Source organism: Pseudolysinimonas kribbensis (assembly GCF_039531715.1).
Lineage (GTDB): Bacteria > Actinomycetota > Actinomycetes > Actinomycetales > Microbacteriaceae > Pseudolysinimonas > Pseudolysinimonas kribbensis.
Genome location: NZ_BAAAQO010000004.1, coordinates 835,677 through 862,673, shown reverse-complemented (window position 1 = coordinate 862,673; position 26,997 = coordinate 835,677). Strand labels below are relative to the sequence as shown.

The window sequence follows — 26,997 nt, the reverse complement described above, 5'->3', positions numbered from 1 at the left end:
ATGTATTCCGCGATCGCCGCCAACAAGCGCAACACCGTGTTCATCATCGCGGTGTTCCTGCTGATCATCGGCGGCCTGGGCGTGCTCGCCGCGTGGCTCCTCAACAGCTGGTCGATCGCGATCGTCGTGTTCGTGATCGCGGCGCTCTACGCGGTGTTCCAGTACTTCTTCGCGTCGGCGCAGGCACTCATGATCAGTGGCGCCCGCCCCATCCAGAAGGCGGACAACCCGCGGCTGTACCGGATCGTCGAGAACCTCGCGATCACCGAGGGGCTGCCGATGCCGAAGGTCTACGTGATCGCCGACCCGGCGCCGAACGCGTTCGCCACCGGTCGCAACCCGCAGACCGCATCCGTCGCCGCGACCACCGGCCTGCTCGACATGATGACCGACCGGGAGCTCGAGGGCGTCATGGCCCACGAGATGGGGCACGTCAAGAACTACGACATCCGGGTCTCGCTCATCGTGTTCGGCCTGGTCGTCGCGATCGGCCTGATCTCGGACATCGTGTTCCGGTTCGTGCTGTTCGGCGGCGGGCGCAGCCGCAACAACAACCTCGGCGGCCCGGCGCTGCTGATCGTGCTCGCCATCGGGATCGTCGCGGCGATCCTCGCGCCCATCGCCGCGGCGCTGGTGCAGGCCGCGATCTCGCGCCAGCGCGAGTACCTCGCCGACGCGTCGAGTGCGCTGACCACCCGCGACCCCGAGGGCCTCGAGTCGGCGCTGGCGAAGCTGCAGGCCGGCTTCCAGCCCGTGCGGCGCACCACCTCGAGCATGTCGCACCTGTGGATCTCTCAGCCCGACAAGCCCGGGTTCATGTCCCGCCTGTTCTCGACCCATCCGCCGATCCCGGACCGGATCGCCCGCCTCGAGCAGAACGCCCAGCGCCTCTAGGCGCGCCGCCGCCCTGCGGCGCTACTTGACCGGCGAGGTGCCCAGCTCCGATGCGAGGGCGCGGGCCGCGTCGCCGCGGTCGACCACCTCGATGTCGGGCAGGCCCTGCCATCCGGCCGCCTCGCGCACGGCGAGGGCGGTCCGCTCGACCGCGGACGCCGGCGCCCCCTCTTCGGTCCAGGCGGACTGCACGCGCAGGGCGCCGCGCTGCCGGTCGCTCTTCAGGTCGACACGGCCGACGATCGCCTCGTCGACCAGCACGGGCAGCGTGTAATAGCCGTACACGCGCTTCGGGGCGGGTGTGTAGAGCTCGATCCGGTAGTGGAACCCGAACATGCGCAGCGCACGGTCGCGATCCCACACGACCGGGTCGAAGGGCGAGAGCAGGGCGGCGGCCTCGATGCGCCGCGGGATGCGCGCGTCGCGGTGCAGGTAGGCGTCCTGCTTCCAGCCGTCGACGCGCACCTGCCGCAGCTCGCCCGCGTCGACGAGGTCGCGCACCGCCTGCTTCGTGTCGTCGATGTACAGCCGGTAGTAGTCCGCGAGGTCGGCGATCGTGCCGATGCCGAGCGCGACCGCAGCGCGGCGCACGAGTTCGCGAAGCGCGTCGGCCTTCGCGATGCGCACGTCGAGGACCTCCGGCGGCAGGACGGTCGGGGCGAGCGCGTATTCGCGCTGAAAGCGGGTGCGGCCGGCGATCGCGACGTCGCCGCTGCGGAAGAGCATCTCGAGGCCCCGCTTCGTCGACGACCACCCCCACCACGGGCCGCCGCGCACGTTCTCCTCGTGCTCGACGTCGCCGGACGTGCGCGGCCCCTGGGCGGCCAGTTCGGCGCGCAGCCAGTCGACGATGCCGGCGTTCTCGCGGAACCACTCGTCGTACTTGGCGCGGAACGCCTCGCGCCGCCAGGCGAACAGCGGCCAGTCCTCGATCGGCACGATCGCGGCCTCGTGGGCCCACTGCTCCGTGTAGGCCGAACGCCGGGCGAACGTCAACCGGTCGAGCAGCCCGCGGTCGTAGGCGCCCAGACGCGCGAACGCGGGCTGGTAGTGGCTGCGCTCGTAGACGTTGACCGAGTCCAGCTGCAGCAGACGCAGTCGCGTCAGCAGCAGGTTCAGCTGGCGCGTGCCGGTGGTCGACGGACGCGATCCGAATCCCTGTGCCGCGAGGAGCACGCGGCGCGCGGCCGCGGGCGAGAGCGAGTCCGGCATCCCTTCATCCTCGCCGGAGCGGCCGACACCGGCGAGCAGGTCGCGGGGTCAGGCGCCGAGCCAGTTGTCGGGCGGGTCGTTGCGCCCCTGCGCGGCCAGCCAGCCGTTGAGCTGCGTCTGCAGCGCCTGGATCAGCGGCCCGACCTGCTCCGAGGGGATCCGCACCCTCGCCGCGACGCGGGCATCCACCACCGTCGGGCCGTCGGGATCCGGACCCTCGGGTGTCATGGCCGGATGCGGTGGCTCCTTCACCGACAGGAAGTCGAGCACGAAGGTGTTCGGCGTGTTCCAGACGTTCGCGAAGTCGGCGAAGACCCCGACCTCCTCGGTCGGCTGGAGGTTCATGTCGATGCGGGTCGGCCGGGGCTGCTCCGGCTGGGCGTCTGCCATCGAGTCAGTATGACCCGGCCGCACCGGAACGGCTGATCGTCGCATCCGAGCCGGGTGTGAGCCGCACGCGGACCCGGTGCGAGGTCCGGAGCGAACAGGGCGGGCTGGCAGACTGACCGGATGGTGTTCCGCAAGCGCTCCGAGCGCGGCGACCGGCGAGGCGAGGCCGTGCGCCCCGTCGTGTCGGCGACGGCCGACGAGACCGTCGCGCCCGGCATGCGCATCGCGGCGGCCTGGTCGTGGCGGGTGCTGGTGGTCGCGGCCGTCGTCGCGCTGTTCTGCTATCTCTTCGTCGCCCTGCACATCGTCGCGATCCCGTTCATGGTCGCGGTCGTGCTCTCGGCCCTCCTCGTGCCGTTCTCGAACTTCCTCCAGCGCCACCGCTGGCCCAAATGGCTCGCCGTCGTCGTGTGCCTGGTCGCGGTCATCGTGGTCGTCGGCGGCCTCGTGACGCTCATCGTGCTCCAGGTGCGCAGCGGGTTCCCCGACCTGCAGAAGCAGACCATGCAGCGCATCGGCGACCTCCGGGCGTTCCTGGCGCAGGATCCGTTCGACCTGTCGGCGAAGGACATCGACGGCTACGTCCAGGACGCCTGGGCCGCGATCCAGAAGGACTCGAGCGGCGTGCTCTCGGGCGCCCTGTCGATCGGCTCGACGTTCGGGCACGTGCTCGCCGGCCTGCTGATCACGCTGTTCTCGACGGTCTTCATCCTCATCGACGGGCGCGGCATCTTCGCCTGGATCGTGCGCCTGTTCCCGAAGCGGGCGCGGGTCGCGGTGCGCGGTGCGGGGGAGGCGGGATGGTCGACCCTCACGAGCTTCGTGCGGGTGCAGATCTTCGTGGCCTTCATCGACGCCGTCGGGATCGGGCTGGGCGCCTGGATCCTCGGTCTCGTGTTCGGCGGATTCCCGCTGGTGCTGCCGATCGCCATCGCCGTGTTCCTGGGGTCGTTCATCCCGGTCGTCGGCGCGGTGCTGACGGGCGTGCTCGCCGTCTTCGTGGCGCTGGTCTACCTCGGGCCGCTGCCGGCGGTGATCATGCTCGCGATCGTGATCCTCGTGCAGCAGATCGAGGGCCACGTGCTGCAGCCCTTCGTCATGGGCACCGCGGTCAAGGTGCATCCGGTCGCCGTCGTGCTCTCGGTCGCGGCGGCGGGCTTCATCGCCGGCATCCCGGGGGCGTTCTTCGCGGTGCCGATCGTGGCCGTGCTGAATGTCATGATCGGGTACATCGCCCGAGGCGAGTGGCGCATCGACCCGCACCCCGACGAGAGCGACGTCACCGAACCGACGAGAGGACCGCACGGCGTTGTCCAGTGACACGAGCGCGCGCCCGGCAGATGTGATGCCGGGCCCCGCGCTGGAGGAGATCCGCGCCGCACGGGAGCGGGTGCGCGAGGTCGCCACCGTGACGCCCATGGAGGAGTCGCGCTTCCTGACCGACCTGCTCGCGCATCCGGTGCACCTGAAGGCCGAGAACCTGCAGCGCACCGGCTCGTACAAGATCCGCGGCGCCTACAACCGGATCTCGCAGCTGAGCCCCGAGGAGAAGGCGCGGGGGGTGGTGGCGGCCTCCGCCGGCAATCATGCCCAGGGCGTCGCGCTCGCGGCGCGGGAGCTCGGCATCCACGCGACCATCTACATGCCGATCGGCGCCGCGCTGCCCAAGCTCGAGGCGACCAGCGGCTACGGCGCGGAGGTCGTGCTGCACGGCACCGTGTTCGACGAGACGCTGCTCGCGGCGCTCGAGTTCGCCGAGCGCACCGGGGCCGTCATGATCCCGCCGTACGACCATCCGGATGTCGTGGCCGGCCAGGGCACGCTCGCCTTCGAGATCCTCGATCAGGTTCCGGATGTCGAGAACGTGGTCGTGCCCGTCGGCGGCGGCGGCCTGATCTCGGGGGTCGCATCGGCGTTCGCCCAGCTCGCGCCGGAACTCGGGCGCGAGGTGCGGATCATCGGCGTGCAGGCCGCCAACGCCGCGTCCTACCCGCCCTCCCTCGCCGCGGGGGAGCCGGTGTCGATCACGACGGCGCCCACGATCTCGGACGGCATCGCGGTCGGGCGCCCCGGCTCGCTCAACTTCGAGATCATCCGGCGCACGGTCGACGAGATCGTGACGGTCACCGACGACGAGACCGCCGCCGCCCTCGTCGTGCTGCTCGAGCGCACCAAGCTCGTGGTCGAGCCCGCCGGGGCTGTGGGGGTCGCGGCCGCGATCACCGGCAAGCTCGCGGTGACCGGTCCGACCGTGTTCCTGCTCTCGGGCGGCAACATCGACCCGATGGTCATGGAGCGGATCGTCAGCCGCGGCCTCGCCGCGTCCGGCCGGTATCTCATCGTCGGCATCCCGCTGCCCGACCGCCCGGGCCAGCTCGCGACGATCGCGGACCTGATCGCCGATGCGAACGCGAACGTCGTCGAGGTGCTGCACACACGGCACGGCAACGGCCTGCAGATCACCGAGGTCGAGATCGAGATCCACATGGAGACCCGCGGCCCCACTCACGCGGAGCACGTGCTCGACCAGCTCCGCGCCGCCGGCTACCGCCCGCGCGTCGGCGGCTGAGCACCGCGACGTCGGCGGTGGGCCCTACGGTCGGGGGAATGACCGGACCCCGCCGCGAACGCCCGATCCTCCCCGCCGGCTACGGCCTGCCCGACGACGACTCCGGCCTGCTCGCGTGGGCCGACGTGCGGGGGCGCCTGGAGCGATCGCAGCACTACTGGCTCGCGTCGGTCCGTCCCGACGGGCGGCCCCACCTCATCCCGCGCTGGGGCGTGTGGGTCGACGACGCGTTCTGGTACGACGGCTCGGCCGAGACCCGCCACGCCCGCAACCTCGAACGCAACCCGGCGTGCTCGCTCTCGCTCGAGAGCGGCAGCGAGGCGGTGATCGTCGAGGGACGCAGCGAGGCGGCCCGCGCCGAGCCGGACGACGTCGGCGCGCGGCTCGCCGCGGCCTTCGGCAAATACCACGCCGCCGGGTATGCGCCCGCGGCCGACGCCTGGGCCGGCGACGACGGGGGCGGGCTCCGTGTGCTCCGACCGGACACCGTGCTGGCGTGGTTCAGCTTCCCCACCGACGCGACTCGTTTCGTGTTCCCGCCGGCGCCGCCGGCCGCGACGCCCTAGGCGCGGTAGGTCTCGACGTCGACGACCTCGACGGGGATCTCGCGGCCGTTCGGCGCGGTGTACGTCCCCTTGGCTCCGACCTTCATGCCGAGGATCGCCTGCCCGAGCGGGCTCGTCGCCGGGTAGACGTCGAGCTCGGTGTCGCCCGCGACCTCACGGCTGCCGAGCAGGAACTTGGTGTCGTCGCCCGCGATCTTCGCGGTCACGACCGTGCCGACCTCGACGACGCCGTGGCTCTGCGGCGGCTCGCCGACGCTCGCGTGGCGCAGCAGCTCGGTGAGCTGGCGGATGCGCGCCTCGATGTGGCCCTGCTCGTCCTTCGCGGCGTGGTAGCCGCCGTTCTCCTTGAGGTCGCCCTCCTCGCGCGCGGCGGCGATCCGCTCGACGATGCCGGCGCGCCCGGGCCCGCTGAGCTCCTCGAGCTCGGCCTTCAGCCGGTCGTAGGACTCCTGGGTCAGCCACGTCGTGGCCGTGGTGTCGGACATGATGCTCCTCGGAATATCGGGACACCGCCGGATAAACAAGAAGACCGGCCGGGGCCGGTCTCGGGTACATCCAATTCAGCGGTCGGTCAAGACTAGGTCACGGCTTCGTCAGCCAGCAAGCGCCCACGGTGCCGTTCACAGCCGGCTGCGAGATACGCACGGTCACGCTGTGCCGGAACGTGCGCTGCGTCGACGGCGGGATGTCGACGATCTTCCAGCCCACGATCGCGAACTTCTCGTCCACGCCCTCGAAGCTGCAGGTGACGCGCGTGCCGGGGTCCGCCGAGATCTGCTCCGTGACCTGCAGGGTCGAGGCGTTCACGTGGCGGTAGCCGATGTCCTGGTTGTCGATCGCGGCCCCGGGGGTGAACAACCCCACCCAGATGACCCAGACGACGGCCGTGGCGACGACGGCGACGCCGACGAGCACGGCGACGACCACGGCACGCCGTCGACGCTGGGGGGTGCGACCGTAGCGCGCGTCGATGTCCACCGCGGCGGCGGCGGGCCGGTGGGTGATGGACACGGCGGGGCTCCCTTACTCTGAGATGAGGCTATCCGCCCGACTCTGAGAGGCCGACCGTGCTCTGGACCCTCGCCGCCGTGCTCGGCGCCGCCCCGTCTCCCTCGCCGTCGCCGGGGTTCGACGCCGACGCCGTCACGCCCGGTCCCTGGGGGTTCGCGGTGATGGCCGCGATCGGCGTCGTGGTGATCCTGCTGATCCTCGACATGGTCCGTCGCCTGCGGCGGGTGAACTACCGGGCGCAGATCCGCGAACGGCTCGAGGCGGAGGAAGCCGCGAAGGCGAGCGGCACGACGGGCGACGCGGCCGGGGGCGACGACCCGCGCGGCTAACCGACCGGGTGCTGCACGACGAGCAGGATGCCGACCCACTGCGCCAGGAACGCGACGCTCGTGCAGGCGTGGAACAGCTCGTGGAACCCGAAGACCCCCGGCACGGGGTTCGGCCGCTTGAGCGCGTAGAACACCGCGCCGAGCGAATAGGCGACCCCGCCCGCGAGAACGAGCAGCATCGCGATCGCGTCGAACGCGATCAGGTCGCCGGCGTAGAGCACCGCTGCCCACCCCAGCGCGAGGTAGATGGGCACGTAGAGCCAGCGGGGCGCACTCAGCCAGAAGACGCGGAATGCGATCCCGAGGAGGGCGCCGCCCCAGACCACGACGAGCAGGATGGTGCTCTCCGGCGCGACCAGGGCGGTGAGCGAGAGGGGCGTGTAGGTGCCCGCGATGAGCAGGAAGATGTTGGCGTGGTCGAAGCGGCGCAGCCGCGGCTTCGCGGCGTACGGCGCCGGGAGCAGGTGGTAGATCGCCGAGACGCCGAAGAGCAGCAGGGCCGTCGCCATGAAGATCGCGGAGCCGGCCTTCGCCGCCGCACCGTGCGCCACGACGATCAGCACGATGCCGAGCACGACCGCGACCGGCGTGGTCGCGAGGTGGATCCATCCCCGCCAGCGCGGCTTGGCCTCCACGTCGAGAACGCGCCCGCCGTCGGCCGGCGTGTCGAGCGATGAGCGCATGCGCCGAGCCTAGGAGGAGCAACCTGGCAGCCGCCCCGGCTAGCGTATGGGTCGTGGCGCGTGAGCGATCGGACCTGGCGAGCGGGGGGATCCTCTACCGCCTGTACCAGGCCCGGCTGCGGCGCTCGCTCACCGACGCGTCCCTGCCGCACCACGTCGCGATGATCATCGACGGCAACCGTCGCTGGGCCCGGCAGCGCGCCCTCGAGACCGCCGCCCACGGGCATCGGGCCGGAGCGGCGAAGATGCGCGAGTTCCTCGAATGGTGCGACGACCTGGGCGTCCGCGTGGTCACCCTGTATCTGCTCTCCGCCGACAACCTGACCGGGCGTCCCGGGGACGAGCTCGAGCAGCTGTTCGTGATCATCGGCGACCTCGCGCGCGACCTCGCCGAGGAGGGCGAGTGGCGCATCCAGCACGTCGGCACCGTCGACGGCCTGCCGGAGAGTCTCGTCGACGACCTCCGGAACGCGCAGACGATGACGGCCGAGAACACCGGGCTGCACGTCAACCTCGCGGTCGGCTACGGCGGCCGGCGCGAGATCGCGGATGCCATGCGCAAGATCGTGCGCACCCATGGCCTCGGCGGCGGCACGATCGACGATCTCGCCGACATCCTGACCCCGGAGCTCATCGCCGAGAACCTCTACACCCAGGGTCAGCCCGACCCCGACCTGATCATCCGGACCTCCGGGGAGCAGCGGCTGTCGGACTTCATGCTCTGGCAGAGCGCACACAGCGAGTTCTACTTCGTCGAGGCGCTGGGCCCCGACATGCGCGAGGTGGACTTCCTGCGGGCGATCCGTGCGTTCGCGAGCCGCGAGCGCCGGTACGGGCAATAGAGCGGGGGACGACGCATGGACATCGACGACTACGCCGGCGGGTTCGACGAGGAGCCGGGATATCTCGACTTCGCCGGCGTCGGCCCGATCGGCCGCACGGTGCGCGGCGAGCTCGCCGGCATGACCGAGTCGCTCGCCCGAGCGCGCTTCGGCGGGTTCGGGGTCTTCCTGGAGCAGGGCGCCCGGCTGCGCTCCGCCGTGGCGGCGCTGACCGGGTTCCCCGCGGACCAGGTGGTCTTCCAGCCGAACACCAGCACCGGACTCATGCACGCGATGTTCGGGATCACGGGCGGCGTCGCGCTCTCGCCCGCCGAGTTCCCGTCGCTCAGCTACGCGGCCGACCGGGCGGCGCGCGCCCTGGGCGTGCTCGTGCCCGCCTGGGTCGAGACCGACCACGGTCGGGTCACCCCGGGTAACCTGCGCGACCAGCTCACACCGTCGATCGTCGCCGTCGCGCTCAGCCTCGTCGACTTCCGCACCGGGTTCCTCGCCGACCTCGAGGGCCTGCGCCAGGTCGTGGGCGACCGCCTGCTCGTGATCGATGCGACCCAGTGCTTCGGCGTCGTCGACGCCCCGTGGCAGCTCGCGGATGTCGTGGTCGCGGGGGGCCAGAAGTGGCCGCGCGCCGGTTGGGGCACCGGCTTCATGGCGCTCAGCGAGCGGGCGCTCGAGCACCTGACGCCGGTCTGGTCGGGCTTCGCAGGCGACGACGGCGCGACCATGCCGATGGACGAGGTGCGCGAGCCGGCGGCCGACGCCTCGAAGTTCCTGCTGACCAACCCCGACCCCATCGCGCAGGCTCGGCTGTCGGCGGCCCTCGAGGAGATCGCGGAGGTGGGGGTGGGATCCATCAACGCGCGGATCGCGACGCACGTGAGCCGGATCATCGAGCTCGCCGACGAGTTCGCCGTGCCGGTGAGCTCCCCGCGCACCGAGTCGGAGCGGGCGGGGATCGTGGTGCTGCAGCCCGCGGAGGATCAGCTCACGGCGCTCGCGGCATCCCTGCACAACCACGGGGTGAGCGTCACCGTCCGGGCGGGCACCGTGCGCGTGTCGACGCACGCGTCGACCGACGAGGAGACGTTCTCGATGCTGCGTTCGGCCCTGCAGTCGTTCGCGACCCTGACGACCGTCTGAGCTCAGTCTTAGCCGCCGCGCGCGCGTGTCGCGGGAGGCGGTAGCCGGGCGGGGGTTACGTTCGCCCCATCGGACACGGCGTCCGATCGGGGCGGCCACACACGTTCGCTCCGCGAGCCCCGGCCGCTCCGCAGATGAGAGTCCGGGAGCGCCGAGAGGGCTCCCGGGGATGGAGTGGCAGTGCCCGCGCTCGACAAGCCCTCGCCCGAATCCACCCAGACTCGCGACACGCGGTCGGTCCCTCGGCAGGGGGAGCGCACGTACGTGCTCGACACCTCCGTTCTGCTGAGCGATCCGAGCGCGATGTTCCGGTTCGCGGAGCACTCGGTGGTGCTGCCCGTCGTGGTCGTGACCGAGCTCGAGGGCAAGCGGCACGACCCCGAGATCGGCTACTTCGCACGGCAGGCGCTGCGCAAGCTCGACGACCTGCGTGTCGAGCACGAGCGTCTCGACTTCCCGATCGCCATCGGCGACGACGGCGGCACGCTGCGGGTCGAGCTCAACCACACCAACATGTCGGTGCTGCCCTCCGGCCTGCAGCTGGGCGACAACGACTCGCGCATTCTCGCGGTCGCGATGAACCTCGCCAACGACGGTCTCGACGTCGTCGTCGTCTCGAAGGACCTGCCGCTGCGGGTGAAGGCCGCGTCGATCGGCCTGGCCGCCGAGGAGTACCTCGCCGAGCTCGCCGTGGACTCCGGCTGGACCGGCGTCGCCGAGCTGGACCTGTCGAGCGAGCAGATGGCCGAGCTCTACGACAACGAGACCATCGCCTCGCGCGCGGTGGCCGAGCTGCCGATCAACACGAACCTCGTCATCCACTCCGACCGCGGCTCGGCGCTCGGCCGGGTCGTGGATCGCGGGATGCTGCGGGTGGTCCGCGGCGACCGCGACGTCTTCGGACTGCACGGTCGCAGCGCGGAGCAGCGTCTCGCCATCGACATGCTGCTCGACCCGGAGATCGGGATCGTCTCCCTCGGCGGCCGCGCCGGCACCGGCAAGAGCGCCCTGGCGCTGTGCGCCGGCCTCGAGGCCGTGCTCGAGAAGCAGCAGCACCGCAAGATCATGGTCTTCCGCCCCCTGTACGCGGTCGGCGGGCAGGAGCTCGGCTACCTGCCCGGCGACAAGGACGAGAAGATGAACCCCTGGGGCCAGGCGGTCTTCGACACGCTCGGCGCCCTCGTCTCCGAGAACGTGCTCGAGGAGGTCGTGGAGCGCGGCATCCTCGAGGTGCTGCCGCTCACCCACATCCGCGGCCGCTCGCTGCACGACGCGTTCGTGATCGTCGACGAGGCGCAGTCGCTCGAGCGCAACGTGCTGCTGACGGTGCTCTCGCGCATCGGCCAGAACTCGCGGGTGGTGCTGACCCACGACGTGGCGCAGCGCGACAACCTGCGGGTCGGCCGGCACGACGGCGTCGCGAGCGTCATCGAGACGCTCAAGGGCAACGCGCTGTTCGGGCACATCACGCTCACCCGCTCGGAGCGCTCCGCGATCGCGGCGCTCGTGACCGAGCTGCTGGAGTCCAACGAGCTCGGCTGACCGGTCGACATCCCGGTGGCGGCGGTGACGCCGGGAGGGCCCGGCGGGCTCAGCCGAACGCGGCCGCGCCCGCCCGGGCGCAGGCGTCGTCGACGGCAGGATCGGGAGCGCCGCTCACGCCGACGCCGCCCACGATGAGGTCGCCGTCGCGCACCGGCACCCCGCCGCCGAAGACGACGAAGCGACCGCCGCCGGTGCTCTGGATGCCGAACAGCGCACCCCCCGGCTGCGCCTCCGCGGCGAGGTCGGCCGTCGAGCCGCTGAGTGCGATTGCCGTGTAGGCCTTGTCCACCGCGAGCGCGGGGCCGGCGATCTCGGCCCCGTCCATCCGGCGGAACGCGACCAGGTGACCGCCCGCGTCGACCACGGCCGCGCTCACGGCGAGGTCGTGCCGGGCGGCCTCGGCCAGGGCCGCGTCGAGGATGGCCTCGGCGCGGGCGAGGGTGACGACGGGCACGGGGGCTCCTTCGATCGGGCGGACGCTCGGACCGTAGCAGACCGGGCGCAGCGGCCGGGGCCCGCCGGGGGATCGTCTCCGCGGCGCCCGACGCGGCCGCGCTACCCTCCCGCTGTGCCGACCCCCGACGCCCGTGCCCTGGGATGGCAGCTGCCCCTGGCACTCGCCCTGGCGGTGCTCGCGGTCGTCGCGATCGGCCCCGCCGCGGCGACACTGCCCGGCCTGTATCTGGCCGCGACGGCGCCCGAGCTGGCCCGGTTCGATCTCGTGCACCGGCGCCTGCCCGACCGGATGACGCTGCCGGGCATCGCGGTCGGCGCGGTCGCGATCGTGATCCAGGGGTGCGCGACGCGCGTGGTGCCCTGGGGGCCGATCCTCGCGGCGGCGATCCTGACGGTCGTGTTCCTCGGGCTCGCGCTGGGGGGCGGCATGGGGCTCGGCGACGTCAAGCTCGTCGCCGTGCTCGGTCTCGCCTCGCCGACGCTGACCATCGCGGTTCTCGCGCCCCTCGCCGCGTTCCTGCTGGGCGGCGTCGTGAGCGCCGTGGTGCTGGTTCGCCACGGACGCGGCGCACGGATCCCGTTCGGACCGTTCCTGCTCGCCGGCTACGTCGTCGCGCTGGCGGCGAGCCTTCTCGTCAGCCGCTGAAGGCGTCCACGGTCGGCATCGTCGACTGCACGGGGTAGACCGCCCATCCGAACCCCGGCTGCGGCGCGCAGGGGTGCAGCAGCGAGACGTCCAGCGCGATCGTCGACGGTGAGCCCGCGGGCGTCACCTGCAGCGTCGTGTGCTTCGAGTCGGTGCAGTGGCCGGTGATCCCGCCGTCGGTGGTGGTCGACAGCACGACCGGCGCGTACGCGGTCGCTCCGGCGGGCACGACGACGGGACCGGCCGGGAACTTGCTCGAGGTGCCGGCCGCGACGCCCTCGGTGCCGCGCCGACCGCCGGTCAGCGAGGCCGCGGGGGCTCCGTTCAGAAGACAGGTGCCGGTGCTCGTGTTCGTGAGCGCGACCGCGAACTGGCCGAGGGTGCCCCCGTCGACCGGCTCGCGCACGCCCGTCCACGTGCAGGCGGATGCCGCCAGGGTCGGCGTCGGCGACGCGGTCGGCGTGTGCACGGGTGTCGACGTCGGGGTCGGTGCTGCGGTGCAGGCCGCCAGCAGCAGGGCCGCCGCGATCACGGTCGCTGCGAGGACGGCGCGGTGCGTCATCAGCTCGGGTGGGTCATCGACAGCACGTCGAGCGCCGCATCCAGCTGCTCGGTGGTCAGCTCGCCGCGCTCGACGAAACCGAGATCGATGGTGGCCTCGCGGATCGTGCGGCCGGTCGCGACGGCGTGCTTGGCGATCTTGGCGGCGTTCTCGTACCCGATGAGCTTGTTCAGCGGCGTGACGATCGACGGCGACGACTCCGCCAGCGCGCGGTCGCGATCCACGTTGGCCACGAGGCCGTCGACGGTCGTGTCGGCCAGCAGCCGCGTCGCGTTCGCGAGCAGCCGGATCGACTCGAGCAGCGCCGTGCCCATGACCGGGATGGCCACGTTGAGTTCGAAGTTGCCGGAGGCTCCCGCCCAGGCGATCGTGGCGTCGTTGCCCATGACACGGGTGGCGACCATGATCGTCGCCTCGGGGATGACCGGGTTGACCTTGCCCGGCATGATCGAGGAGCCCGGCTGCAGGTCGGGGATGTGGATCTCGTTGAGCCCGGTGTTGGGGCCCGAGCCCATCCACCGGATGTCGTTGCAGATCTTGATGAGCGACACGGCGAGCACGCGCAGGGCGCCCGACGCCTCGACGAGGCCGTCGCGCGCTCCCTGCGCCTCGAAGTGGTCGCGCGCCTCGGTGATCGGCAGGCCGGTCGACTCGGCGAGGATCTGGATGACCCGCTCGGAGAACCCCGTCGGCGTGTTGATGCCCGTGCCGGTCGCGGTTCCGCCGAGCGGCACCTCGGCCACGCGGGGCAATGCCGCCTCGATGCGCTCGATCGCGAGGCGCACCTGTCGCGCGTAGCCGCCGAACTCCTGCCCGAGGGTCACGGGGGTGGCATCCATGAGGTGGGTGCGGCCCGATTTGACGACGCCGGCCCACTCTCCCGCCTTCTTCTCCAGTGCGATCGCGAGCCGGTCCAGCGCCGGCACGAGGTCATGGGTGAGGGCGCCCGTGACGGCGACGTGCACCGACGTCGGGAAGACGTCGTTCGACGACTGCGACATGTTGACGTGGTCATTGGGGTGCACGGGCGAGCCGAGCGAGCGCGTCGCCAGGGTGGCGAGCACCTCGTTCATGTTCATGTTCGAACTCGTGCCCGACCCGGTCTGGAACGTGTCGATGGGGAAGTGCTCGTGATGCGATCCGGCGATCACCTCGTCGGCGGCCGCGACGATCGCGTCGGCGATCTCGGCCGGCAGGATGCCGATCTGCTTGTTGGTCAGCGCCGCCGCGCGCTTGATGCGGGCGAGGGCGATGATCTGGCTCGGCTCGAGGCCGACGCCGGAGATCGGGAAGTTCTCGACCGCGCGCTGCGTCTGCGCGCCGTACAGGGCGGCGGCGGGCACCCGCACCTCACCCATGGTGTCGTGCTCGATGCGGTACTCGGTGCTGTCGGAGGACGCGGTCGTGGCCACGGATCGCCTTTCGAAGTCGGGTCGTCAGTCGGACGTGAGGCCGAGGAGGACGTCGGGGACCACGCGGCCTTCGAGGAGGCGGTAGTTCGCGCCGACGATCCCCAACCTACCGGCGGCGACGGCGTCGGAGATGAGCTCGGACTCGGCCAGCAGCTCGCTGACGGTGTCGCGCAGGTGCGCTCTGCCGACCTCGGCCGGGTCGCGATGGCCCTCGACGATGGGCGTCGCCGCGACGGCCGGCGCGATCGGGGCGATCAGATCCCGGATGTGCGGCGGCAGCGGCGCCGCGTCCGGCTCCGCCTGGTCGATGGCTGCCGCGACCGCACCGCACGAGTCGTGCCCGAGCACCACCAGCAGGGGCGCGTTCAGCACCTCGACCCCGTACTCGATCGAGCCGAGCACCGAGCTGGAGACGACCTGCCCGGCGTTGCGCACGACGAAGAGATCGCCGAGCCCGCGGTCGAAGATGATCTCCGCGGCGAGCCGTGAGTCGCTGCATCCGAAGAGCACCGCGTGCGGCGCCTGCCCCAGGGCGAGCTCCTCGCGCCGCTCCACGTCCTGGCGGGGATGCCGTGGTGCCCCGCCGATGAACCGTTCGTTGCCGCTGACCATCTCCGCCCAGGCCTGCGTCGGGGTCATCGCGGGTGGGGTCATGTCAGGTCCTTTCCGATGGCCGTCGCGACGGTCGCGAACTCGGCGTCGGTCGCGGTCGACCCGGTGAGCACGATGGTCGAGCGGCCGGATGCCGCCACGAGCGCATAGTCGACGTCGCCGCCCGCCTCGCGGTGGTCGTAGACGCGCCAGCTCAGGCCGCCGTACCGGTGCGACCCGGTCGGTTGCAGCTTGCCGACCTGGTCGGCCGTCCAGGTGGCGTCGGCGTCGATGCCCTGCACGACGCCGACGTAGCGTGATGCCGGGCTGATGAGGCCGATCTGCCAGCTGGCGACCTGATCGCTCGGCTGGTCGAGCTCCGCGCGGTTCGCCCACCATTTCGCGGGCAGCACCGGCGCGGTCAGCGGCGTCGAGACGGCGGACTGCGCCTGCGCGGCGGTCTGCGGGTAGTCGACCCGGTTGGCGTCGGCGCCCGGGCCGGGCCGCACGACGACGAGCACGAGCACCACGACGACCGCGAGCGACGCGCCGATGGCGATCACGAGGTTGATGAGGGTCTGGTTCGCCCGATGCCGCCGGCTCGAGTCGGCGCGGCGATCGGCGAGCTCCTCCGGCGTCTCCGGACGACCGAGCTCGGCGACGATCGGCCGCCCCTGCTCGTCGGTCGCGCGGAACCGGGGGCTCACGAGTCGGTGCCCGGCAGGCCCTGATCGCCGCCCGAGCCGCCGCTCGCGGCCGCCGTGCGCGCGGCGTCGAGCCGCTGCTTCGCGCCGAGCAGCCACTCCTCGCACCGGCGGGCGAGCGCCTCGCCGCGCTCCCACAGCGCGAGCGACTCCTCGAGGGTCGCCGAGCCCTGCTCGAGGTCGGTCACGACCCGCACGAGCTCGTCGCGCGCCTGCTCGTAGCTGAGGTCGGCGACGTCGGTCGGGGCGGTGTCGGACACGGCCGTCAGTCTAACCGCGGGCCCCTGACGAGGCGCCGGGGGCGCTGACCGTCGTGGACACCTCGCCGTCGGCCAGGGTGAGGAGGAGCGCATCGCCGGTCGCGGCATCCGTCGCCGAGCGCAGGATGCGACCGTCCGCCCGGTGCGCGATGGCGTACCCGCGCTCCAGGGTGCGCCGCGGCGAGAGCGCGCGTAGCTGACCGCGCAGCTCGCCGACTCTCCGCTCGTGCCGGTCGACGCAGTGGTCCATGAGCTCGGAGCCGCGCGCGATCCACCGCGTGAGCTCCTCGGCGCGGGCGTCGACCAGCCAGCCCGAGTCGGCGAGCGCCGGCCGGCTCCGGATGACGGCGATCCGGTCGATCTCCCCGGTCACGAGGGCGGTGACGCGACCGGTGATCCGGGCGCGCGCCTGCTGCACGCGGGCGAGCTCCTCCGCGACGTCCGGCACCACCCGCTTGGCGGCGTCGGTGGGGGTCGAGGCGCGCAGATCCGCGATCTCGTCGAGCAGCGGCCGGTCGGCCTCGTGCCCGATCGCGCTCACGAGCGGGGTGACGCAGGCGGCCGCGGTGCGCAGCAGGGTGTCGTCGCTGAACGGCAGCAGGTTCTGGAAGTCGCCGCCGCCGCGGGCGACGATGATGACGTCGACCTGGGGATCGGCATCCAGCTCCCGGATGCCCGCCGCGACGTCGGCGGCCGCCCGGTCTCCCTGCACGGCCGCGTACCGGAGCCGGAAGCGCACCTCCGGCCAGCGCAGCTGCGCGTTGCGCACGACGTCCTTCTCGGCGTCGGAGTCCTTGCCCGTGATGAGACCGATGCAGCCGGGCAGGAAGGGCAGCCGCACCTTGCGATCCGGATCGAACAGCCCCTCCTCGGCGAGCTGCCGGCGCAGGCGCTCGAGGCGCTCGAGCATGTCGCCGAGGCCGAGGTGGCGCAGCTGGTACACCTGCATCGACAGCGTGCCGCCCTTGAGCCAGTAGTCGGGCTTGACGAGCGCGACCACCCGGTCGCCCTGCCGGAACTCCTCCGTGAAGCGCGCCCGCGTCGACGACCAGATCCGCAGGTCGAGCGTGACGTCCTGCTCGAGGTCGCGGAGCTTCGCGTAGACGTTCCCCGCGCGCTCGCCCCACTGCGTGAGCTCGCCCTCGACCCAGACCGTGCCGAGCCGGTCGATGTAGCCCTTGAGCTTGCCGGCGAGCACGCTGACCGGCCACGGCGCCTCCGGCGTCGCGGGGACGGAACCGTCGGCCGGTGCCGCGCCGGAGGTCGTGCTGTCGCTCATCCCGGTCACGCTATCCGCAGCCCGAGCCACGCGGCGAACCCATCGAGCTCGTCGTGGACGGCCTCGGTCATCGACGCGGTGAAGGGCTCGTCCTCGTGCACGGCGTTCACGACGAACTCGCCGGATGCCCGGTCGGCCCGCGCGTCGACCTTGCCCACGAGCCGCTCCTCGTGCAGCACCGCGAGCGCGAAGGGACCCCAGCGCCGCCGGGACGCCGGCTTGTACATGTCGACGCCGTACTCGAATCCCCACAGCGCCTCCGCGCGGGTGCGGTCGAAGACCAGCCGGTCGAAGGGGGAGAGGATCGCGGTGCGCCCCGCGAACGGCTCGTGAGCGCTCGCGAGGGCCTCGGCATCCACGCGCCACCGTCCGGGCACGCCCTCGATCTCCACCGGCTCGCCGACGGTGGGCATCGTGTGCAGCTCGCCCGGCGCGCTCGTGACGCTGTCCCGGATGACGCCGCTCGCCCGCAGCACCTGCTCGGCCCGGCGGCGGCGCGCCTCGTCCCACGGCACCTCGACCGCGTCCGCGGGGTAGACGCGCTCGGCGAGGTCCCACACGCGGAACCGCCCGACCCGGCCCACCACGGCGAGATCGCCGGTCATGTGCATGATGTCGAGCATCGTGGTGACGTTGCGGTCCTGGGTCCAGCCGCTGGACTCCCACGGCACGATCGCCTCGTCGGGGATCTCGCGCGACGTCAGCGGACCCTCGTCGGCGATCCGGTCCAGGATGCCCTGCCGGAACGCCGCGTTCGCGTCGACCCAGCGCCGCCCGCCGTCGCGGTCGAGCCAGGTGCGCATCCCGGCGAGGAACAGCGGCAGGTCCTCCATGGGATGCAGCAGCCAGCCGCGCTCGAACAGGCGGCCGTCGGTGAGGGCGCGCTCCAGGTGCACCGGCCGGTGCGACGGACCGAGCCGCGTGTAGGCGATGTGGTCGGCCGACGGGCACAGGATCGAGGTGAGCTCGACCCGCAGCGAGACCAGCTCGCGCACCATGGCCACGGCATCCGGGGGCCGATGCTCGTCGAGCCCCGCCGCGCGCACCGCGATCCGCCGCGCCGTCTCCCGGTCCAACCTCACGTTCGCACCCTAGACGGGACGCCCGACTGACCGATTTTGACCACTCTGCGTCGAGGCGAGCTGCACAAAGTGGTCATTCGCGCCGCCCAGCCCGGGCACGGGGCGCCTCCGTAGAATTCAGGGGTGTCCGGCATCACCAACGGGGTCCTCCCGATTGCCTCGCCGCGCGTGCGTCCCGCGCGCGGGCGACTGCGCGACGAACCCGTCGCCGGCGCCAAGCGCGTGCTGCTCGCCGCGCCGCGCGGATACTGCGCCGGGGTCGACCGCGCGGTCGTCGCCGTCGAGAAGGCGCTCGAGCACTTCGGCGAGCCGGTCTACGTGCGCAAGCAGATCGTCCACAACGTCCACGTCGTGAGCGAGCTCGAGCAGCGCGGCGCGATCTTCGTCGACGAGGTCGACGAGGTGCCGGAGGGCGCGCACCTCGTGTTCAGCGCGCACGGCGTGAGCCCCGCCGTCGTCGCCGGCGCCGCGGCCCGCGGCCTGCAGGCGATCGACGCCACCTGCCCGCTCGTGACCAAGGTGCACCGGGAGGCGACCCGGTTCGCCGGGCAGGGCCGCCAGATCCTGCTCATCGGCCACGCCGGCCACGAGGAGGTCGAGGGCACGATGGGCCAGGCACCCGAGCGCACGATCCTCGTGAACTCGCCCGCCGACGTCGACCTCCTCGAGGTCGACGACCCCGAGAACCTGGTCTGGATCTCGCAGACCACGCTCAGCGTGGACGAGACGATGGAGACCGTGCGGCGCCTGCGCGAGCGCTTCCCGCACCTGCAGGACCCGCCCTCCGACGACATCTGCTACGCCACCCAGAACCGCCAGGTCGCCATCAAGAAGGTCGCGCCGGATGCCGACCTCGTCATCGTCGTCGGCTCGGCCAACAGCTCCAACAGCGTCCGGCTCGTCGAGGTCGCGCTCGAGCGCGGCGCGAGGACCGCGCACCGCATCGACTACGCCGACGAGATCCAGCAGGCCTGGCTCGACGGCGTGCGCACGGTCGGGGTGTCCAGCGGCGCGAGCGTGCCGGAGGTGCTCGTGCAGGAGGTGCTCGAGCAGCTCGCCGATGCCGGCTACCGCGACATCGAGGAGGTCCGCACCGCGGAGGAGGACCTGATGTTCTCGCTGCCGAAGGAGCTGCGTCACGACACGAGCGGCACGGCGGACGAGCGTGCACTCGGCGGGCGGGTTCGCGCATGAGTGCCGACGCCGCCCCCGCGCCCGACCCGCACGCGCCGGATTCCGAGGCGGAGCGCCGCCGCCGGCAGGCGCCCCGGTACGGCGAGTACGCCACGCCCGAGGAGGTGGCCGCGCTCCGGGGTCCGGATGCCGCCCCTCCCGCCCCGGCCCTCCCGCCGCCCCCGCCCACCGGGCGTGCGATCCCGGGCCCCCCTCCGCCCGGCCACACGCGCGCGGCCGGATGGGACGGCATCGCCACGATCGCGCTGCTCGCCTTCGGCGCGTACAACGTCGTGGCCGGCATCGTGAGCTTCCTCGACATGCCCGGCCTGATCGCCGAAGCGGCTCGCTCCGCGGGCGTGGACGACATCCGGGCGCCCGCGCCCGCGCAGGGCATCGGGTACGGCCTGGTCGGCGTCTGGGCGGTGCTGTTCGTCGTCGCGATCGTCTGGTCGATGCAGCGCCTGCGGCACGGCCGGACCGCGTTCTGGGTGCCGCTGCTCGTCGGCGTCGTCGCGCTCTCGATCGCCTCGATCACATGCCTGATCGTGTTGAGCGCCGCCACGGGCTTCGATGTGCCCCAGAATCGGGGCTGAGCAGCCCATTCGGCGCAGGGGAGCGGAGGCGGCATGAGGGTGCGCGTCCTGCCCCGCGACATCGCCGGCGGCATCATCACCGGCACGATCGCCATGATGGGCTGGGCCATCGGCGCGACCACGATCGTCGTGACGGTGCCGATGCTCATCGAGACCCTCGTGCGCCGGGGCCGGGCCGACGAGCTGCCGCTGCCGCTCGTCATGCTCGCGGTGCTGCTGGCGGGCATCGCGCTCGTCGCGCGATGGCAACGGCGCTGGACGGTGCTGACGTACCTCGCCCTCGGCGCGGTCGCTAGCACCGTTTACGAGCTGGCGTTGCTGCACGGCGACCCCGGCATCCTGCGGGACGCGCTCTTCGTGCTGAACCGCCCGACGCTGGCGCTCGTCGCGGTCGGCGTCACGGCGACCTCGCCGCTGGTCGGCATGGCGTGGGTCCTGCTCGGCTACGCGGTGGCCGGCGGCGTCGCGCTCGCCGTGGCGGTCCTCGGGCAGGTGCCCTTCGATCCGGGTCTCGGGCCGACGATGGTCGTCGTGGTCGCCGCCGTCGGCTACGCGACGTTCGGCGCGATCCAGGCGACCCAGCGCCGCCGACTGCCCAACTTCGACGAGCTCGAACGCGAGACGCGCCGGATGGCGCTGGGCGACGACCTCGCCCGGCGCACGACCGCCATGGTCCACGACACGGTGCTGAACGACCTCGCGATCGTCATGAACGCTCCCGACCGTCTGGATCCCCGAGCCCGCGAGCGGCTGCGCGTCGACCTCGCCGCGCTGCGCAGCGGTGAGTGGCTCTCGGCCGGCGAGAGTCTGCCGTCGGTCGACCGGCAGGATGCCGGCCTGCGCAACGAGCTGTCGGTGCTCGTGAGCGAATTCCAGTGGCGGGGCCTGACGGTGCAGGTCACCGGATCGACGATGGGCGTCTACCGGTTCCGCCCCGAGGCGGCGCGGGCGCTGGTCGCGAGCGTGCGCGCGTGCTTCGAGAACGTGCTGCGGCACGCGGGCGCCACGGTCGCCGAGCTCGAGCTGGTGGAGGGCCCCGACGCGCTCACCGTCATGGTGACCGACCAGGGGCACGGGTTCGACCCCGGTGAGGTGCCGCCCGACCGGCTGGGCCTGCGGATGTCGGTCGAGCACCGCCTGGCGGCGGTCGGCGGCACGGCCCGCGTCTGGTCGGCGCCGGGGGAGGGCACCTCGGTGCTGCTGACCATCCCGATCGAGGCCGTGCTCTCGCCGCAGCCGGAGTCGTCGCACCGAGGGGACGTGCGATGACGCTGCTCGAACGCCCCCGCGGCACCCTCTCCGCCCAGCAGGTCGACCCGCTCAGCTGGGTCTCCGGTCCGTTCGTCCCGCTGGTGCTCGGGCTGCTGGTGCTCGCCTATGGGTCCGTGATGGGGGCCATCACCCTGCCCGACGTGCGGCATCCCGGGGCCCAGTTCGTCGCGGCGGGCATCTGCGCGGCCGCGTGCCTCTTCGTGCACCTGGCGACCCGTCCGATGCGACCGCAGATCGGCTGGGCCGCGGGGGTGATCGCGATGCTCATCGCCGCGTCGGGGCTCGTGCTCTCGGCTCTCGGATATGTCGGGGCGCGGTTCACGATCGAGACGTGGTGGGCGCCGATCGGGGTCGCGATGGTCATCGCGTCGCTCGCGCCCTACCTCTCCGTGCGCCGCATCCTCGCGCTCGGTCTCGGTGCGACGATCGTGGGCACCCCGTTCGCCTATCTCGCGATCGCGCCGCAGGTGCCGCTGTGGGGTCCGGTGTCGATCGCGCTCATGATCGCGGGACCGCAGCTGCTGGGCGTGGCCGGCGCCGCGACCTTCTCGGCGGTCGTGGTGCACCGGATGGTGCCGATGCTCGAGCGGCGCTCGCAGTTGCTCGTCTCGCTCGACGCGGCCCGCAGCGAGGATGTCGAACGCGCCGAGCGTCGCCGGCTCGCCGAGCTGAGTGCGCGGGTCGTCCCCTTCCTGGAGGGCGTCGCCGAGACGGGAGAGGTCACCCTGCGGGATCGCGGACTCGCCGGGCAACTCGCCCGCCAGCTGCGCGACGACCTCGTCGCCCGCTCGAACCTCAGCTGGCTCGACTCGGTCGCCGAGACCGAACCGATCGTCGTGGTCGACCCGGAGCGACGGGCGAACCGGATGCGTCCGGCGCAGCGCACGGCGTTGCGCGGGCTGCTGCGTGCGATCCTCGAGACGCCCGGCGCCGACGCCGGATCGGTGCTCGTCGAGCTGCGCGGGCAGCCCGACGGCGCCACCGCGGTGGCGGTGAGCCTGGATGTCGACCTGCCCGAAGGCCGGCGCATCATGCACCTGTCGCCCTACTACCTGACGCTGGACACGGCGGTGCGCGGACTGCGCTGGGACGACGTGCGCCACCTTCGTTTCGAGGTGCCGCCGGAATGAGGCTACGTCGCGCTGATCGAGTGCCCCGCCGAGCCGAGCTGCCGCGTCGCCTCGATGACGCGCGCGGCCATCGCGGTCTCGGCGATCTTGCCCCACGCGCGCGGGTCGTAGATCTTCTTGTTGCCGACCTCGCCATCCACCTTGAGCACGCCGTCGTAGTTGGTGAACATCGTGCCGACGATCGATCGCGTGAACGCGTACTGCGTGTCGGTGTCGATGTTCATCTTGATGACGCCGTTCGCGACGGCCTCGGCGATCTCGGCATCCGATGACCCCGATCCGCCGTGGAAGACCAGGTCGAGCGGCTTCTCGGCGGTGCCGAAACGCTCGGCGACGCCGCGCTGGATCTCGCCCAGCAGCCCGGGTCGCAGCTTGACGTTGCCCGGCTTGTAGACGCCGTGCACGTTGCCGAACGTGAGGGCCGCGATGTACCGCCCGTTCTCGCCGAGGCCGAGGGCCTCGACGGCCTGGATCACGTCGCCCGTGGTCGTGTAGAGGGCCTCGTTGGTGCCCTCGTGCTTGACACCGTCCTCCTCCCCGCCGACCACGCCGATCTCGACCTCGAGAATGGCGTGGATCGCCTTCATGCGCGGCAGCAGCCGGGTCGCGATCTCGATGTTCTCGGCGAGCGGCACGGCCGAGCCGTCCCACATGTGCGACTGGAAGATCGGGTTGCGCCCGGCCTTGACCTCCTCCTCGGAGGCCGCGATGAGCGGTTCGACGAACCCGGGCAGCGCGTCCTTGGGGCAGTGGTCGGTGTGCAGGGCGACCGTGATCGGGTAGTTCTTGGCGACCTCGGTCGCGAACTTCGCGAAGGCGAGCGCGCCGGTGGCACGGGCCTTCACCGTCTGGCCGGCGAAGTAGTCCGCGCCCCCGGTCGACACCTGGATGATCCCGTCCGACCCGGCCTCGGCCAGCCCCTGCAGGGCGGCGTTGATCGTCTGCGACGACGAGACGTTGACGGCGGGGAAGGCGAATCCCGACTTCTTCGCGGTATCGAGCATCTCGGCGTACTGCTCGGGCGTTGCGACAGGCATGACACTCCTTGGGCCAGAGGGGAACCCCGCGATTCTACCGAGGACGCTCGATAGGCTGATCGCGCGCGAACGCCACCTCGTCGCAGCTCCCGTTCCCTCACGATCGACAGGATGCCGAGATGGCCTCGTCCGACACCGGTGCGGCGACGCACTTCCAGAACCCCGACCGCAACCTGGCTCTCGAGCTGGTGCGCGCGACGGAGGCGGCCGCCATCCGGGCCGTCCCGTTCATCGGCCGCGGCGACAAGAACGGTGCCGACGGCGCGGCGGTCAACGCGATGCGCACGTTCCTGGCCACGGTCGAGTTCGACGGCGTGATCGTGATCGGCGAGGGCGAGAAGGACAAGGCGCCCATGCTGTTCAACGGCGAGCACGTCGGCACGGGGCACGGGCCGGCGACCGACATCGCCGTCGACCCGATCGACGGCACCTCGCTCACGGCGGCGGGACGCCAGAACGCGATCTCGATGATCGCGGCCTCCGATCGCGGTTCGATGCTCGACGCGCACACGGTGTTCTACATGCGCAAGATCGTCACCGGACCGGAGGGCATCGGGGTCGTCGACATCCGCAAGCCGGTGGGGGAGAACATCCGCGCGCTCGCGAAGGCGAAGGGCAAGGAGGTGGGGGAGATGCTCATCGGGGTGCTCGATCGCCCGCGTCACGAGCAGCTGATCGCCGACATCCGGGCGGCCGGAGCGGGCACCCGGCTGATGCTCGACGGCGACGTCGCCGGCGGGATCAACTCGGCCAGCTACGAGGGGCGCCTCGACATGTGCGTCGGCACGGGCGGGAGCCCCGAGGGGGTCGCCACGGCGTGCGCGATCAAGGCGCTCGGGGGGCTGATCCAGACGGTGCTCGCGCCGAAGACCGACGAGGAGCGGCAGAAGGGGCTCGATGCCGGACTCAAGTTCGACCACGTCTACGAGGCCGATGAGCTTGTCACGAGCGACAACACGTTCTTCGTGGCGACCGGCGTGACCGACGGGATGCTCGTGCGCGGCGTGCAGCGCAAGGGCCCGATCATCCGCACCGAGAGCATCGTGCTGCGGGCGAAGTCCGGCACGATCCGTCGCATCGCGGCCGATCACCTCGCCTCGAAGTGGCTCGACTGACGCCGCCCGCACTCCCACTGGCCAAAAACGCCCAGTGCGCTCCGCGCGCACAGGGCGTTTTTGGCCAGTGGAGGAGGCTTCGAGGCGGAGGCGCTTGACTGAGTGAGTGCTCACTCACTACGGTAGCCCGGTGACCCTTCCCACCGGCTTCGTCGTGGCGCGCGAACGCGCCCGGCCGTTGGCCCCGGAAGAGCGCCGAGCTGCGATCCTCGACGCCGTCATCCCGCTCCTCAAGGAGCAGGGCCGCACTGTGTCGACGCGGCAGATGGCCGAGGCCGCGGGCATCGCCGAAGGTACCCTGTTCCGGGCCTTCGGCGACAAGGAGAGCCTCATCGCCGCCGCGATCGAGCGGTACTTCGACCCGGAGCCGTTCCGCAACCGACTGCGCGGCATCGATCCCGACGACCCGACCGAGGACAAGGTGCGGCAGTTCGTCTCGACGTTCCTGGAGCGGTTCCAGGGCGTCGTCGGCTTCATGTCGGCGATGGCGATCGAGCCGCCGCAGCCGCCGAACGGCGAGGACGTGCGCAACAGCGCCTGGTACGGCCTCATCGACCAGATCTTCCGGCCAGGCGAGCTCGCCGTGTCGAAGGAGACGTTCGCATTCTTCGTGCGCCTCGTCGCCTTCGGCAACGCGATCCCCGCCTTCACGGGCCCGCACGCCTTCACGACCGACGAGCTCTCCGACCTCATCCTCCGGGGAGTCCTCCCCGTCCCTCCCCGCACGAACCCTCCCCGCACGAAAGGCTGACCATGCTGCGCAAGATCCTCACGCGCTTTCTGCGGCCGTACTGGCTGCTGCTGCTCGGCGTCGTCGTGTTCCAGGTGCTGCAGTCGATCGCATCGCTGCTCCTGCCGAACATCAACGGCGACATCATCAACAACGGCGTGGCGAAGGGCGACGCCGGCTACATCCTCGGCCGCGGCCTGCTCATGCTGCTCATCACGCTCGGCCAGGCGGCCTGCTCGATCATGGCGGTGTACTTCGGCGCCCGCACCGCGATGTCGTTCGGCCGCGACCTGCGCGGGGCGATCTTCCACCGCGTCGGCGAGTTCTCGGAGCGCGAGGTCGCCAAGTTCGGCGCCCCGTCGCTCATCACCCGCACGACCAACGACGTGCAGCAGGTGCAGATGCTCGTGCTGATGACGTGCACCCTGCTCGTCTCGGCGCCCATCCTCTCGATCGGCGGGATCATCGCGGCCGTCAACGAGGACGCGACGCTGTCGTGGATCATCGTCGTCGCCGTGCCCGCGCTGCTCATCGGGGTGGGCCTGATCATCACCCGGATGGTGCCCCAGTTCCGCAAGATGCAGAAGCGCATCGACGCGGTGAACCGGGTGCTGCGCGAGCAGCTCACCGGCATCCGGGTGGTGCGCGCCTTCGTGCGCGAGCCGGTCGAGGTCGCGCGCTTCGATGACGCGAACGCCGCGGTGACCGAGACGGCGCTCAAGGCCGGTCGGCTGTTCGCGCTCATGTTCCCGTTCGTGATGCTCGTGCTCAACCTCTCGAGCGTCGCCGTGCTCTGGTTCGGCGCGGTGCGCGTGGACGACGGCGACCTCGAGGTGGGATCGCTCACGGCGTTCCTGCTCTACCTCGCGCAGATCCTGATGGCCGTCATGATGGCGACCTTCATGGCCGTGATCCTGCCGCGCGCCTCCGTCTCGGCCGATCGCATCGGCGAGGTGCTCGAGACCGAGCCGAGCGTGCGTCCGCCGCAGGCGCCGGTCACGACGCTGCGCATGCACGGCCAGGTCGAGCTGCGCGCCGCCGGCTTCTCCTACCCCGGCGCCGACCAGCCGGTGCTGCACGCGATCTCGTTCACCGCGCGGCCCGGCACCGTCACCGCGATCATCGGCTCGACGGGGTCGGGCAAGTCGACCCTCGTCAACCTGCTGCCCCGCCTTTTCGACGCCACGGCGGGAGAGGTGCTCGTCGACGGCGAGGACGTGCGCGACATCGAGCCGGACCTGCTGTGGAGCCGGATCGGGCTCATCCCGCAGAAGGCCTACCTGTTCTCGGGCACGGTCGCATCGAACCTGCGCTACGGCAATCCGGATGCCACCGACGACGAGCTCTGGGAGGCGCTCGAGATCGCGCAGGGCGCCGAGTTCGTGCGCGCGATGCCGGAGCAGCTGCAGGCGCCGATCGCGCAGGGCGGCACCAACGTCTCGGGCGGCCAGCGACAGCGGATCGCGATCGCCCGGGCGCTCGTGAAGCGGCCCGAGATCTACGTCTTCGACGACTCGTTCTCGGCACTCGACACCGCGACCGATGCCCGGCTGCGTGCCGCGCTCGACCGTGAGGTGGGCGACGCCACCCGGATCGTGGTCGCGCAGCGCGTGTCGACGATCCTCGACGCCGACCAGATCGTCGTGCTCGAGCACGGCCGCATCGTCGGCATCGGAACCCACGACGAGCTCCTGCACTCCTCCGAGGAGTACGCGGAGATCGTCGCCAGCCAGCTCTCGATCGAGGAGGCCGCGTGAGCGCGGGGACGGGAGCC

General features: G+C 71.8%; 30 protein-coding genes. 16 read left to right on the top strand and 14 right to left on the bottom strand.

Features of this window, described 5'->3' with window-relative positions:
- Positions 1 to 894: a M48 family metalloprotease gene (locus ABD285_RS14875; RefSeq protein WP_284254844.1), complete on the top strand. Its 894-nt coding sequence runs from the start codon at positions 1 to 3 to the stop codon at positions 892 to 894.
- A 21-nt stretch (positions 895 to 915) separates the two neighbouring features.
- Here ABD285_RS14875 and ABD285_RS14870 read toward each other — a convergent pair whose 3' ends face one another.
- Both ABD285_RS14870 and ABD285_RS14865 read right to left on the bottom strand, forming a co-directional pair.
- The gene (locus tag ABD285_RS14870) at positions 916 to 2,106 is read right to left on the bottom strand and encodes a winged helix-turn-helix domain-containing protein (RefSeq protein WP_284254845.1); all 1,191 of its coding nucleotides are present in this window, start codon (positions 2,104 to 2,106) and stop codon (positions 916 to 918) included.
- Positions 2,107 to 2,154: 48 nt separating this feature from the next.
- Positions 2,155 to 2,496 (bottom strand): DUF3467 domain-containing protein, encoded by a 342-nt coding sequence (locus tag ABD285_RS14865; RefSeq protein ID WP_284254846.1) that lies wholly within the window; start codon positions 2,494 to 2,496, stop codon positions 2,155 to 2,157.
- A 120-nt stretch (positions 2,497 to 2,616) separates the two neighbouring features.
- Between ABD285_RS14865 and ABD285_RS14860 the strand changes: the two genes are divergently transcribed.
- From ABD285_RS14860 to ABD285_RS14850, 3 genes are read left to right on the top strand one after another with little or no spacing between them, the layout of a single operon-like run.
- Positions 2,617 to 3,816, top strand: a complete 1,200-nt coding sequence (locus ABD285_RS14860; protein ID WP_284254847.1) for an AI-2E family transporter — start codon at positions 2,617 to 2,619, stop codon at positions 3,814 to 3,816.
- A 25-nt stretch (positions 3,817 to 3,841) separates the two neighbouring features.
- The gene (gene ilvA / locus ABD285_RS14855; protein ID WP_344203229.1) at positions 3,842 to 5,065 is read left to right on the top strand and encodes a threonine ammonia-lyase; all 1,224 of its coding nucleotides are present in this window, start codon (positions 3,842 to 3,844) and stop codon (positions 5,063 to 5,065) included.
- Between the two features lie 38 nt (positions 5,066 to 5,103).
- Positions 5,104 to 5,631 (top strand): pyridoxamine 5'-phosphate oxidase family protein, encoded by a 528-nt coding sequence (locus ABD285_RS14850; protein WP_284254848.1) that lies wholly within the window; start codon positions 5,104 to 5,106, stop codon positions 5,629 to 5,631.
- Here the strand turns inward: ABD285_RS14850 and greA are convergent.
- Both greA and ABD285_RS14840 read right to left on the bottom strand, forming a co-directional pair.
- Positions 5,628 to 6,116, bottom strand: a complete 489-nt coding sequence (greA, locus tag ABD285_RS14845; RefSeq protein ID WP_284254849.1) for a transcription elongation factor GreA — start codon at positions 6,114 to 6,116, stop codon at positions 5,628 to 5,630. The genes ABD285_RS14850 and greA overlap by 4 nt on opposite strands.
- A 97-nt stretch (positions 6,117 to 6,213) precedes the next feature.
- A complete protein-coding gene (locus ABD285_RS14840; RefSeq protein ID WP_344203227.1) occupies positions 6,214 to 6,642 on the bottom strand; it encodes a DUF4307 domain-containing protein in 429 nt (142 codons plus the stop codon).
- Between the two features lie 56 nt (positions 6,643 to 6,698).
- On the opposite strand from ABD285_RS14840, the gene ABD285_RS14835 reads away from it, so the two are divergent.
- On the top strand, positions 6,699 to 6,971 hold the full coding sequence (locus ABD285_RS14835; RefSeq protein WP_284254851.1) for a hypothetical protein: 273 nt from the start codon (positions 6,699 to 6,701) through the stop codon (positions 6,969 to 6,971).
- Here the strand turns inward: ABD285_RS14835 and trhA are convergent.
- A complete protein-coding gene (gene trhA, locus ABD285_RS14830) occupies positions 6,968 to 7,654 on the bottom strand; it encodes a PAQR family membrane homeostasis protein TrhA (protein WP_284254852.1) in 687 nt (228 codons plus the stop codon). The genes ABD285_RS14835 and trhA overlap by 4 nt on opposite strands.
- 53 nt (positions 7,655 to 7,707) lie before the next feature.
- Here trhA and ABD285_RS14825 point away from each other — a divergent pair, with 53 nt between their 5' ends.
- The 3 genes from ABD285_RS14825 to phoH2 all read left to right on the top strand — a co-directional run bounded on the left by ABD285_RS14825 (position 7,708) and on the right by phoH2 (position 11,175).
- Positions 7,708 to 8,496: an isoprenyl transferase gene (locus ABD285_RS14825; RefSeq protein WP_344203225.1), complete on the top strand. Its 789-nt coding sequence runs from the start codon at positions 7,708 to 7,710 to the stop codon at positions 8,494 to 8,496.
- Between the two features lie 15 nt (positions 8,497 to 8,511).
- Positions 8,512 to 9,633, top strand: coding sequence for an aminotransferase class V-fold PLP-dependent enzyme (locus ABD285_RS14820; protein ID WP_344203223.1), 1,122 nt, complete (start codon positions 8,512 to 8,514; stop codon positions 9,631 to 9,633).
- A gap of 174 nt (positions 9,634 to 9,807) precedes the next feature.
- Positions 9,808 to 11,175 carry an RNA 5'-3' helicase PhoH2 gene (phoH2, locus tag ABD285_RS14815; protein WP_344203221.1) on the top strand — a complete coding sequence of 456 codons (1,368 nt, stop codon included), beginning with the start codon at positions 9,808 to 9,810 and terminating at the stop codon, positions 11,173 to 11,175.
- Between the two features lie 49 nt (positions 11,176 to 11,224).
- Here the strand turns inward: phoH2 and ABD285_RS14810 are convergent, their stop codons facing one another.
- The gene (locus ABD285_RS14810) at positions 11,225 to 11,632 is read right to left on the bottom strand and encodes a GlcG/HbpS family heme-binding protein (protein ID WP_344203219.1); all 408 of its coding nucleotides are present in this window, start codon (positions 11,630 to 11,632) and stop codon (positions 11,225 to 11,227) included.
- A 114-nt stretch (positions 11,633 to 11,746) separates the two neighbouring features.
- Here ABD285_RS14810 and ABD285_RS14805 point away from each other — a divergent pair, with 114 nt between their 5' ends.
- Positions 11,747 to 12,280: a prepilin peptidase gene (locus ABD285_RS14805; protein WP_284254856.1), complete on the top strand. Its 534-nt coding sequence runs from the start codon at positions 11,747 to 11,749 to the stop codon at positions 12,278 to 12,280.
- On the opposite strand, the gene ABD285_RS14800 is transcribed toward ABD285_RS14805, so the two are convergent.
- The 7 genes from ABD285_RS14800 to ABD285_RS14770 are packed head-to-tail and all read right to left on the bottom strand — an operon-like array spanning position 12,270 to position 18,170.
- The gene (locus ABD285_RS14800) at positions 12,270 to 12,842 is read right to left on the bottom strand and encodes a DUF4232 domain-containing protein (RefSeq protein WP_344203217.1); all 573 of its coding nucleotides are present in this window, start codon (positions 12,840 to 12,842) and stop codon (positions 12,270 to 12,272) included. The two genes, ABD285_RS14805 and ABD285_RS14800, sit on opposite strands and share 11 nt — an antisense overlap.
- A complete protein-coding gene (locus ABD285_RS14795) occupies positions 12,842 to 14,254 on the bottom strand; it encodes a class II fumarate hydratase (RefSeq protein ID WP_284254857.1) in 1,413 nt (470 codons plus the stop codon). Before ABD285_RS14795 ends, ABD285_RS14800 begins: the two co-directional genes overlap by 1 nt.
- Positions 14,255 to 14,278: 24 nt before the next feature.
- Positions 14,279 to 14,908, bottom strand: a complete 630-nt coding sequence (locus ABD285_RS14790; protein ID WP_284254858.1) for a carbonic anhydrase — start codon at positions 14,906 to 14,908, stop codon at positions 14,279 to 14,281.
- A complete protein-coding gene (locus ABD285_RS14785; protein ID WP_284254859.1) occupies positions 14,905 to 15,552 on the bottom strand; it encodes a DUF4245 domain-containing protein in 648 nt (215 codons plus the stop codon). Before ABD285_RS14785 ends, ABD285_RS14790 begins: the two co-directional genes overlap by 4 nt.
- Positions 15,549 to 15,809, bottom strand: coding sequence for an exodeoxyribonuclease VII small subunit (locus ABD285_RS14780; protein WP_284254860.1), 261 nt, complete (start codon positions 15,807 to 15,809; stop codon positions 15,549 to 15,551). Before ABD285_RS14780 ends, ABD285_RS14785 begins: the two co-directional genes overlap by 4 nt.
- 10 nt (positions 15,810 to 15,819) lie before the next feature.
- Positions 15,820 to 17,088: an exodeoxyribonuclease VII large subunit gene (gene xseA, locus ABD285_RS14775; protein ID WP_344203214.1), complete on the bottom strand. Its 1,269-nt coding sequence runs from the start codon at positions 17,086 to 17,088 to the stop codon at positions 15,820 to 15,822.
- A 5-nt stretch (positions 17,089 to 17,093) separates the two neighbouring features.
- Positions 17,094 to 18,170, bottom strand: coding sequence for a DNA glycosylase AlkZ-like family protein (locus tag ABD285_RS14770; protein WP_344203212.1), 1,077 nt, complete (start codon positions 18,168 to 18,170; stop codon positions 17,094 to 17,096).
- 132 nt (positions 18,171 to 18,302) lie between these two features.
- On the opposite strand from ABD285_RS14770, the gene ABD285_RS14765 reads away from it, so the two are divergent.
- From ABD285_RS14765 to ABD285_RS14750, 4 genes are read left to right on the top strand one after another with little or no spacing between them, the layout of a single operon-like run.
- Entirely contained in the window at positions 18,303 to 19,364 is a 1,062-nt protein-coding gene (locus ABD285_RS14765) for a 4-hydroxy-3-methylbut-2-enyl diphosphate reductase (protein WP_284255721.1), read from the top strand.
- Positions 19,361 to 19,939: a DUF6264 family protein gene (locus tag ABD285_RS14760; RefSeq protein WP_344203210.1), complete on the top strand. Its 579-nt coding sequence runs from the start codon at positions 19,361 to 19,363 to the stop codon at positions 19,937 to 19,939. Before ABD285_RS14765 ends, ABD285_RS14760 begins: the two co-directional genes overlap by 4 nt.
- A gap of 33 nt (positions 19,940 to 19,972) precedes the next feature.
- On the top strand, positions 19,973 to 21,208 hold the full coding sequence (locus tag ABD285_RS14755) for a sensor histidine kinase (RefSeq protein WP_344203208.1): 1,236 nt from the start codon (positions 19,973 to 19,975) through the stop codon (positions 21,206 to 21,208).
- Complete coding sequence (locus tag ABD285_RS14750; protein WP_284254866.1) at positions 21,205 to 22,341, top strand: hypothetical protein; 1,137 nt, start codon at positions 21,205 to 21,207, stop codon at positions 22,339 to 22,341. Before ABD285_RS14755 ends, ABD285_RS14750 begins: the two co-directional genes overlap by 4 nt.
- A 2-nt stretch (positions 22,342 to 22,343) precedes the next feature.
- Here the strand turns inward: ABD285_RS14750 and fbaA are convergent, their stop codons facing one another.
- Entirely contained in the window at positions 22,344 to 23,378 is a 1,035-nt protein-coding gene (fbaA, locus tag ABD285_RS14745) for a class II fructose-bisphosphate aldolase (RefSeq protein ID WP_284254867.1), read from the bottom strand.
- Positions 23,379 to 23,497: 119 nt separating this feature from the next.
- Here fbaA and glpX point away from each other — a divergent pair, with 119 nt between their 5' ends.
- The 3 genes from glpX to ABD285_RS14730 all read left to right on the top strand — a co-directional run bounded on the left by glpX (position 23,498) and on the right by ABD285_RS14730 (position 26,980).
- Positions 23,498 to 24,493: a class II fructose-bisphosphatase gene (glpX, locus tag ABD285_RS14740; protein WP_344203205.1), complete on the top strand. Its 996-nt coding sequence runs from the start codon at positions 23,498 to 23,500 to the stop codon at positions 24,491 to 24,493.
- Between the two features lie 130 nt (positions 24,494 to 24,623).
- Entirely contained in the window at positions 24,624 to 25,244 is a 621-nt protein-coding gene (locus ABD285_RS14735; protein ID WP_284254868.1) for a TetR/AcrR family transcriptional regulator, read from the top strand.
- 2 nt (positions 25,245 to 25,246) lie between these two features.
- The gene (locus ABD285_RS14730) at positions 25,247 to 26,980 is read left to right on the top strand and encodes an ABC transporter ATP-binding protein (RefSeq protein ID WP_284254869.1); all 1,734 of its coding nucleotides are present in this window, start codon (positions 25,247 to 25,249) and stop codon (positions 26,978 to 26,980) included.
- The last annotated feature ends 17 nt before the right edge of the window (positions 26,981 to 26,997 follow it).